Origin of the sequence: Flavobacterium sp. (assembly GCF_049318325.1) — a bacterium.
Classification (GTDB): domain Bacteria; phylum Bacteroidota; class Bacteroidia; order Flavobacteriales; family Flavobacteriaceae; genus Flavobacterium.
This window is the reverse complement of record NZ_JBMOGQ010000092.1, coordinates 1-9,551: the sequence shown is the minus strand read 5'-3', so window position 1 is coordinate 9,551 and position 9,551 is coordinate 1. Positions and strand designations below refer to the sequence as shown.

Sequence of the window (9,551 nt, the reverse complement as noted above, 5' to 3'; positions counted from 1 at the left end):
ATTCTAATTCACCGTCTATCTGAGACAGTAGGTTTTTAGCATCTACTTTTACATTTGATTTTTTGTTCGTTGATTGTTTTGCCAAATTATCAAGACCAGCTAATAATGCTTCATCTGATATAACTTCTTTATTACCTCCACTTATTACTTGACTTCCACTTCTTATTTTGGGTAAATCTTTAAGAGCAACATCTGATGAGTTGATTAAATATTGAATTGGTTTGTCGCGATTAATAAGTGGATTTTGATTACTTGATTGTTGATTGGCGTTTGCTGATTTTTGATTACTGACTGAAACTCGTTGGTTATTGGTTGTCGGTTGTCGGTTGTCGGTTGTCGGTTGGTTTGAAACAACTTCCTGATTATTTTCTACTCTTGGGGTTGAAATTTCATTAACCTTTTTTTGAATTGTATCTTTAGTTTCAGAAGTAACTACATCATTTTTAGGTTGAATTTCGGGGCCATTTTTTATAAAGAAAAATATCCCAACAGTTAGCAAAACAGTGATGCTGGCAGCAATAAATAAAAAGCCTAAAGGGCGTTTTATTTTTTTTTCTTCAGCTTCCGAAAGCATAGCATCTAATCTATTCCAAGCTTGAGCTGAAGGTTGAATTTCTCTCGAACTCAACTTTTCTCTTAACTGTTTTTCTAATTTATTCGGTTCCATTTTTGTAATTTTTTAGTTTACTAATATTCTCTTGAAGCATTTTTCGTGCGTGATACAACTGCGATTTTGATGTTCCTACATTAATTCCGAGCATTGCTGCGATTTCCTGATGTTTGAATCCTTCGATACAATATAGATTGAAAACCATTTTGTAGCCATCGGGTAAATTGTCAATTAAAAACTGAATGTCTTCTAACGAAAATTGGCTTTCAATATTATTATAATGTTCTTCAACATACTTCTCGTCTTCAATAAACGTTACTTTTTTACGAACTCGGATATTGGATATACATTCGTTAATCATAATTCTTCTTATCCATCCTTCAAAATTTCCTTTATGTTCAAAGTTTTCTAGATTGGTAAACACTTTCATAAAAGCCGTAATCATAACATCTTCTGCTTGCTGCAAATCTTTTATGTATTGACGGCAAACGCTTAACATTTTTGGTGAAAATTTGGAATAAATCTGATGTTGTACATGACGGTTATTTTCGACAGCCAATTCGATTAATTCTTTTTCTTCTTGATGTAAATTGACTATTTTCAAAACTATTGGTTAGTGTTCTATTAGCATAGACGAGAATGGTTGAAAAATAGTTGCATGGCAATTTGAAAATTTGAAGATTTGGAAATTTAAAAATGCGAAAACCCAATAAAATCGGGCCTTCAATAAGGAGAATTATTTTTGAAAAATATTACTTTTTTCTTTCAATCACATAATTCACCATTAGCGAGAGCGAGTCTCTATAATCTGATTGTGGAAATTTTTCAAGAATTTGAAGTGCTTCCTGTTGGAATGCTATCATTTTTTGTTCAGCGTAATGCAAACCATTTTTGTCTTTTACAAATTGGATAACATCTTTAATACGCTTTTTGTCTTTATTGTGATTCTTAATCGAATTGATGCACCAGCTTTTTTCTTTAGAAGTACAATTATTCAAGGCATAAATCAAAGGCAAGGTCATTTTTTGCTCTTTAATATCTATTCCAGTAGGCTTTCCAATCGCATCATCAGTATAATCAAATAAATCGTCTTTGATTTGAAATGCCATTCCGATGAGTTCGCCAAATTTACGCATGGATTCTACCTTATCGTCATCTTCAGAAACCGATTTTGCTCCAAGTGCACAACAAGAAGCAATTAAAGTCGCCGTTTTTTTTCGGATGATTTCATAATAAACATCCTCAACAATATCTAATCGTCTAGCTTTTTCTATTTGAAGTAATTCCCCTTCACTCATTTCACGCACAGCTACTGAAATTATTTGGAGCAAATCAAAATCGTCATTATCAATGGAAAGCAACAATCCTTTGGACAATAAATAATCACCAACAAGAACAGCTATTTTGTTTTTCCACAACGCATTGATGGAGAAAAACCCGCGACGACGGTTACTATCATCTACCACATCGTCATGAACTAAGGTTGCAGTGTGAATCAATTCGATTACACTGGCCCCGCGGTAGGTTCTTTCATTTACTTCATTCTTTTCAGATAGCATTTTAGCAACGAGAAAAACAAACATTGGCCGCATTTGTTTTCCTTTTCGGTTTACAATATAATAGGTTATTCTGTTTAGTAAAGCGATTTTAGAAGTCATCGATTCATAGAACTTTTTTTCAAAAAGTTCCATTTCTACTTGAATGGGTTTTTTTATTTGTGAGCTAATGTTCATCGATTTCAAAGATACAATAATGGTATCGTTTGAAAAATTTTTTTACTTTTATTAAACCTTTTATAAGATAGGAACTCTTACCAAGCAAACCATTAAAAAAATAGAATATGAAAACAACAAAAATTATTTTAGGACTGGCTTTAGCTTTTTCAATTTATAGCTGTAGTAAAGATGATAATAATAGCTTTGTAAGTACTGAAGACGCAAAAACAAGTGCTAAAATTGATGCGATGAATGATGATGTTTCAAGTCTTGTTGAAGAACAAGAAGCAAACACCTATTCAAATGCTATTTCTGGAAAAGTTGCTGATGCAGCATTTTCTCAACTTACAACTTGTGCAACAATCACAAGAGTTCCAGCATTTGGGACAGCTCCAACAGTAGGTCAAACCGTAACAAAAACAATTGATTTTGGTACTGGATGTACTTTAAACAGTGGAAATGTAGTTAGTGGTAGAATCATTATTTCATTTGTTTACCGACCTGAAGCTACGTCTCACACCATAACCTATTCATTTGATAGCTTCTTCCATAATGGTATCGAATTTAATGGAGATAGAACATTTACAAGAATAATGATTTCTACTGCTGCAAATCCAATTTTACACCCTCAAGTGACAATGAACATGGACATGACTGCTACGCTTCCTGATGGTAGAGTTTACAATCGAGTTGGAACCAGAGTTAGAGAAATAGTTGAAGGGTATGGAAATGAAATTATAACTGATAATGTATATAAAGTTACGGGTAGTTGGGTTACCACAACTCCAACTGGGGCTTCACAAACTAGTACAATTACAACTCCTTTGATTGTAAAAATGAGTTGTTTGGTAGTAAACAAACCTCTAATTGTTTCAGGAATCATTACTATTATTAGAAATAATACTAGTTCTACACTTGATTTTGGTGATGGAACTTGTGATAACTTAGCCGTATTTACAGTTAACGGGAATAGTTATAATATAGTTATTGGAAATTAAGATTACTATTTATAAAAGGAGAAAGTCCCGACTTCAATTTGAAATCGGGACTTTTTTTACGATTTATTCGCTAATTGCCCACAAGCAGCATCAATATCTTTTCCTCGGCTTCGTCTTACTTTGGCAACGATATCATTTCTTGATAAAGCATCGATATAGTTATTAATTGCTGTATCTGACGCTTGTTGAAACTCGCCATCATCAATTGGATTATATTCAATCAAATTGACTTTACACGGAACATATTTACAAAATTTAACCAAAGCATCGATGGAAGCTTTATCATCATTAATTCCTTTCCAAACGACATATTCATAAGTAACTTTACTTTTAGTTTTTTGATACCAATATTGTAATGCTTCTTTCAATTCGGGTAATTTAAAATTTTTGGTAAAAGGCATAATGTGATTTCTGGTTTCTTCGATAGCGGAATGTAATGAAACAGCTAGCTGAAATTTTACATCATCATCAGCCATTTTTTTTATCATTTTTGAAACTCCAGATGTAGAAACCGTAATTCGTTTTGGAGACATTCCCAAACCTTCTTCCGAGGTAATCATAGCAATCGCTTTCATGACATTATTGTAATTCATCAAAGGCTCTCCCATTCCCATAAAAACAATATTAGAAAGTGGTCGGTTATAATACAAACGACTTTCTCTATCAATAGCAACAACTTGGTCGTAGATTTCTCCTGGTTCCAAATTTCGCATTCTTTTTAAACGTGCAGTTGCACAGAAATTACAATCCAAACTACAACCAACCTGGCTAGAAACACAAGCCGTAGTCCTGGTTTCCGTCGGAATCAATACACTTTCAACGATTAAACCGTCATGCAAACGAACTGCATTTTTAACGGTACCGTCTTCGCTTCGTTGCATTTGATCAACCTTGATATGATTTATCACAAAGTTATTTTCGAGCTTGATTCGCGTTTCTTTTGAAACATTGGTCATGTCTTCAAAATTGTGTAACGCTTTACTCCAAAGCCATTCATAAACCTGATTACCACGAAATGCTTTATCACCATTGGCCACAAAAAAATCGCGTAATTGTTCTTTGGTTAAACTTCGGATGTCTTTTTTCTCGATTCCCATGGCGCAAAGGTAAATATAAAGTTGAGAAACTAATTTTGGAATTTGTAAATTTGGCTTTTGAAATTTACACTTATGCATTTCCTTTCCGAAGAATTAGATACTTATGTTACCCTTCATTCGCAAGACGAACCTGAATTGTTGGTGCAATTGAATAAAGAAACGCATCAAAAAATTCTACAACCAAGAATGTTAAGCGGACATTTTCAAGGAAGAGTGTTGAGTATACTTTCTAAAATAATTCATCCGACGAATATTCTTGAAGTCGGGACGTATACGGGTTACGCAACACTTTGTCTAGCAGAAGGTTTAGCAGAAAACGGAACTATTGACACTTTGGACAATGAGGAAGAATTATTCGATTTTCAACGAAAATATTTCGATAAAACCATTTGGGCAAAACAAATTACACAGCATTTAGGTGATGCTTTGGATATTATCCCAACGCTTTCTAAAAAATACGATTTGGTTTTTATAGATGCCGATAAAGAAAACTACATTAACTATTTCCATTTGATAGTTCCGATGATGAACAAAGGCGGTATCATATTGTCGGACAATGTTCTGTGGAGCGGAAAAGTTTTGGAAGAAGTAAAACAGGGCGATATTACAACCAAAATTCTTTTGGAATATAATAAACTATTGAAAGAAGACCCAAGAGTAGAAACCGTTTTGCTCCCTATTCGTGACGGATTGACTGTTTCGAGGGTAAAGTAAAAATTACGAATTACGAATTATGAATTTTAAATAAAATTTGTAACAAATAAATCCGAAAGCAGCTCCAAAAGCATAACCCGTAACGATGTCTGATGGGAAATGCAATCCGAGATATATTCTGCTGTAGGGAAAAATCAAAGGAAATAAAAATAACAGATAAGCGTGCTTATAAAATTTCTTCAGAATCATGAATGTGAAAATTGTTGTTCCCATTGAATTGGCAGCATGAGCAGAAAAGAAACTAAATGCTGGACTTGTTTTTACAACTCTGATAATATGATTTACCGTTTCGTCATTACAAGGTCGTAAACGATGAAAATACCATTTGAAAAGATTTGCTGTTTGATCGCAAAGCAATATTAAAAATGCCGTGAAAAGAATGTAATAGCCGAATTTTTTCCAACCCAATTTCTTTTGCATCAGATAAAAAACAATCAAGAATATTGGCGCCCAATAAGCTTGCTTTGTAATTATCAGCCACATTCCATCAAATGTTGGTGAACCTAATCCGTTTAAGAAAATCAGAAGTTCTTTATCTAATTCTAGAATTTTTTTCAACATTAGAGCTGTCTTTTAATTGGCCCTGTTAAATTCTCTATATCTTCCTTTACTTTGGTAACCTCTGGAAGCATATTTGAATCTAAATTAGATTTCACTTTTTCAACCTCATCCGAAAAAGTTGAAGTCAATTCTTTCATAGAGGTATCTATTCCATTAGCTTCAGCACCTTTTTGAATTTCGCTTTTTATTTCGTTTGTAGCATTTTTTAATTGTGCCATTCCTTTTCCTATAGCTCTTGCTATTTCCGGTATTTTATCAGAACCAAAAAGCATTAGGGCAATTAAAATAATAAGGATTAATTCACCACCACCAATTCCAAACATAATTTCTAATTTTTCTAAATAAGGTACAAAGTTACAAACTTCTGTTAGTCAAATTTTGATTTTTCAATAGTTTTTGGCCAAGAATTATTTGTAGTATCAATATCAGCCGTTTCTAATTTTGGATCGACTTGAATTTTAGCAATAGCTTTTTTAGTTGCAAAAGTTCTGTTCACTTCTTGATCATTCATTCTCCAAATTTGAGCCGGAAAATAGTGGTTTTCAGTTGTTCCATCTTCAAAAGTAATTTCTACAATAATAGGCATCACTAAACCGCCTGGCTTATTAAAAGTTACTTGATAAAAAAACTTTGGCTCGTTTAATTTATTCTTTTCCTCTTCTGAAAAATTCTGATTTACAAAATCGTCTAAAACTTTATAATCAAAAATCTTAAACGGTTTATTCATTTCTGGTTTAAAATCTTCACTTCCTTCGGCAATCATATATACCATTGGGCCTTGTTTAGAATCACGGCGACGTCTTTTCTTAAGAAAATCAGCGACTTCTTTTGATGGCTCGTTACTTACAAAATACTTATTTACTTCTTTAATTCCAATATCATTATAATCGGTAGTATAAAACCAACCACGCCAAAACCAATCTAAATCTACTGCAGAGGCATCTTCCATTGTTCTGAAAAAATCTTCTGGTGTAGGGTGTTTAAATTTCCAACGATTAGCATAGGTTTTAAAAGCGTAATCAAATAACTCATGTCCCATAATAGTTTCACGAAGAATATTCAATGCAGTTGCAGGTTTACCATAAGCATTGTTCCCAAACTGACGAATACTTTCCGAGTTAGTCATTATAGGCTCTAACCCTTTTTGATCACCACTCATATAAGGAATAATATTTTTTGCTGGTCCTTTTCGAGTTGGAAAATTAGGGTCAAAAGATATTTCAGCTAAATATTCTAAAAAACTATTTAATCCTTCATCCATCCAAGTCCACTGGCGCTCATCTGAATTTACGATCATAGGAAAATAGTTATGTCCAATTTCGTGACAAATCACTCCCAACATTCCATATTTTGTTTGGTCTGTATACTTTCCGTTTTCATCAGGACGTCCAAAATTCCAACAAATCATTGGGTATTCCATTCCTTGGTCTCTAGCATTGATAGAAATAGCTTTAGGATAGGGATAATCAAAAGTAAAACTTGAATAGCTCTTTAAAGTGTGCGCTACAATTCGTGTTGAATATTCTTCCCAAAGCGGATTTCCTTCTTTTGGGTATAAAGAAATTGCCATTGCAGTAGTATTTCCTGTTTTAACAGCCATCGCATCATAAATGAATTTTCTTGAGGTAGAAATTCCAAAATCACGAACATTTTCTGCTTTAAATTTCCATGTTTTTTTAGCAGTTGAAAATCCTTTTTCTCTAGCTTCAGCTTCTGCCTGAGTAACTACTATTACTGGCTTGTCAAAAGATTGTTCCGCCAATTTGTACCGTTTCAATTGTTCTGGAGTAAACACTTCGCTACGATTGAGTAATGTGCCTGTAGCTTCTAGAATATGATCTGCCGGAACCGTAATATTAACTTCAAAATTACCAAAAGGCAAAGCAAATTCACCTGAACCCCAAAACTGCATGTTTTGCCAACCTTCTACATCATTATACACGGCCATTCTTGGATAAAACTGTGCAATAACATAAAGATTGTTTCCATCTTTTTCAAAATGTTCGTAACCCGATCGTCCACCATCTATTGTATAATTATTGATGTTATACCACCATTTTATCGAAAAAGAAATTTTCTCGCCAAATTTCAAAACCTCTGGCAATTCTATTCGCATCATTGTTTGATTCACGGTATATTTCATTACTTTTCCTTGAGAATCTTTTACATATTCAATCTTAAAACCACCATCAAAATCTTCCTCTAAATATTTTCTTGAGAATGATTGCCCAGAAAAAACGGGATCTATTTTATTACTTTCAACCAAAGGAGAATTAGAATTTCTTGCTTTTTCATTTTGATCTAATTGTACCCATAAATAGTCTAGTGATTCTTTGGCATTGTTAGTATAGGTTATGGTCTCAGTACCGTACAATTTTTGGTTTTTATCATCTAACTCAATATCAATTTTATAATCGGCTTGTTGCTGATAATATTCTGGTCCGGGCGCGCCAGAAGCAGTACGATACATATTTGGTGTTGCAAACAAATCATACATTTGTTTGAATTTATCAGGATTTCGCTCCTCTGTTTTTGCAGTTTTAGTTGCTTCTTGAGCTTGAGTAAAACTTACTGTGATAAAAAATAAAGAAGAAAAAAAAGTAGCTGTTAATTTCATTAACTATAGATTTAAGTAGTAAAAATAAATAATTTTTATGGATATAATATTTAGAAAATTATTTTAACGTTCCTTTAGTTGTTTTAGCAGACAAAAGAAGACTGCTTTTAGATCCATTATCGTTAAACTGTATAATATTTTGCTGTTCCGGATGAACTTCTGTGAGAATAGAATTTTCAATTTCAAGAGACTTTAATTTTAGAACATCATTAATCTTAAAATAACAAATAAGAACATTATTCTCTTTCTCTTTGCTCAAATAATTCAATGTTTCAAATTTACCATTAACTGTTAATTTTAATTTTTCTGACAAGTACTTTTTCATCAAATTAATATCGTCTTGCGTTTCTTTATCTGTTCCTAAAAAAGTGGTTTTATGATATTGCTTTTTTAAAGCATCGTTAAAATCATCAATAAAAATTCGAGTAGTTATTTGTACCATTTTCTTTTGAGGAACAAAATTAATTTGAAAAATTGCAGTATAAAAACGATGATAGCCTGCAGAAGTCAGCAATAGAAAGATTAAAATAAAAAAAGGGAATTTAAAAGTTCTTTTCATTTTTTAAAAGTAATTATTTTGTAGTTAATAATTCCAAATATTTAGTTGCTAAATCCGAGAAGATAAATCGAGCCATCATTTTTTTCTTGGCATTCAGCGCCTCTTCTAATTTTTGGTCTTCAACAGCATAATACCAAAAACCTCGAAGAAACTCTTTTGGAATCTTTAGGTTTTCCAAAAAATATTCTTCCTTGAACATGTACTCTATTTTTTTTAACAGGTATTCTTTCTTCTCAATCTTCAGTTCTTTCTTCAACATAGCGGTTCTTCCCGAAATGGAATTTAATATCGGATCTAATCCTATCGAACCTCCGGCCATTAATCCTATACTTGCCGTTGGGTCTAAATCGGAGGCTGTTTTTAACCTGCGTTCTGCCGGTGTATATACTTTTGCTGGCCTTTGTAATATTCCCAACGACACTGCATTGATATTCTTGTATTGTTTTATTTCTACTTCATCCAGCGGATTAACTTTTGCTTCTAAACTAACTACATAAAGCTGTTTGGTTATATCATTTTCAGTTACGACTGATTTTTTAGTTACTATTTGCAAACCCGAAAACTGCAGGGTGTCACCAACTTTTACAAACATTGAAAAGCTCCTGTTATTATCTGTCGTTGTAGTTGATTCCGAACGCAAATTGGCTACATAAACATCGTTCAGTTCTTTGACTTGGGAA

At 32.9% G+C, this 9,551-nt stretch carries 11 protein-coding genes; 2 read left to right on the top strand and 9 right to left on the bottom strand.

Going from position 1 to position 9,551, the window contains the following annotated elements; genetic code table 11:
- From ACOYLP_RS08805 to ACOYLP_RS08795, 3 genes are all read right to left on the bottom strand, one after another.
- Positions 1-667: hypothetical protein (locus ACOYLP_RS08805; RefSeq protein ID WP_422855806.1), on the bottom strand; the 667-nt coding region annotated here is incomplete at its 3' end.
- Positions 654-1,214 carry an RNA polymerase sigma factor gene (locus ACOYLP_RS08800; RefSeq protein WP_422855805.1) on the bottom strand — a complete coding sequence of 187 codons (561 nt, stop codon included), beginning with the start codon at positions 1,212-1,214 and terminating at the stop codon, positions 654-656. The genes ACOYLP_RS08805 and ACOYLP_RS08800, both read right to left, overlap by 14 nt.
- A gap of 148 nt (positions 1,215-1,362) precedes the next feature.
- The gene (locus ACOYLP_RS08795; RefSeq protein ID WP_422855804.1) at positions 1,363-2,343 is read right to left on the bottom strand and encodes a polyprenyl synthetase family protein; all 981 of its coding nucleotides are present in this window, start codon (positions 2,341-2,343) and stop codon (positions 1,363-1,365) included.
- 107 nt (positions 2,344-2,450) lie between these two features.
- Here ACOYLP_RS08795 and ACOYLP_RS08790 point away from each other — a divergent pair, with 107 nt between their 5' ends.
- Positions 2,451-3,323, top strand: a complete 873-nt coding sequence (locus ACOYLP_RS08790) for a hypothetical protein (RefSeq protein WP_422855803.1) — start codon at positions 2,451-2,453, stop codon at positions 3,321-3,323.
- A 56-nt stretch (positions 3,324-3,379) separates the two neighbouring features.
- Here the strand turns inward: ACOYLP_RS08790 and rlmN are convergent, their stop codons facing one another.
- Complete coding sequence (rlmN, locus tag ACOYLP_RS08785) at positions 3,380-4,420, bottom strand: 23S rRNA (adenine(2503)-C(2))-methyltransferase RlmN (protein WP_422855802.1); 1,041 nt, start codon at positions 4,418-4,420, stop codon at positions 3,380-3,382.
- 72 nt (positions 4,421-4,492) lie between these two features.
- On the opposite strand from rlmN, the gene ACOYLP_RS08780 reads away from it, so the two are divergent.
- Positions 4,493-5,134: an O-methyltransferase gene (locus ACOYLP_RS08780; protein ID WP_422855801.1), complete on the top strand. Its 642-nt coding sequence runs from the start codon at positions 4,493-4,495 to the stop codon at positions 5,132-5,134.
- Between the two features lie 3 nt (positions 5,135-5,137).
- Here the strand turns inward: ACOYLP_RS08780 and ACOYLP_RS08775 are convergent, their stop codons facing one another.
- From ACOYLP_RS08775 to ACOYLP_RS08755, 5 genes are all read right to left on the bottom strand, one after another.
- Positions 5,138-5,695, bottom strand: a complete 558-nt coding sequence (locus tag ACOYLP_RS08775) for a phosphatase PAP2 family protein (protein ID WP_422855800.1) — start codon at positions 5,693-5,695, stop codon at positions 5,138-5,140.
- Positions 5,695-6,018, bottom strand: a complete 324-nt coding sequence (locus ACOYLP_RS08770) for a twin-arginine translocase TatA/TatE family subunit (protein ID WP_422855799.1) — start codon at positions 6,016-6,018, stop codon at positions 5,695-5,697. Before ACOYLP_RS08770 ends, ACOYLP_RS08775 begins: the two co-directional genes overlap by 1 nt.
- Positions 6,019-6,062: 44 nt before the next feature.
- On the bottom strand, positions 6,063-8,312 hold the full coding sequence (locus ACOYLP_RS08765) for a M1 family metallopeptidase (RefSeq protein WP_422855798.1): 2,250 nt from the start codon (positions 8,310-8,312) through the stop codon (positions 6,063-6,065).
- Positions 8,313-8,370: 58 nt separating this feature from the next.
- A complete protein-coding gene (locus ACOYLP_RS08760) occupies positions 8,371-8,871 on the bottom strand; it encodes a DUF6702 family protein (protein ID WP_422855797.1) in 501 nt (166 codons plus the stop codon).
- A 13-nt stretch (positions 8,872-8,884) separates the two neighbouring features.
- Positions 8,885-9,551 (bottom strand): hypothetical protein (locus ACOYLP_RS08755; protein ID WP_422855796.1); only part of this gene is annotated, 667 nt, incomplete at its 5' end.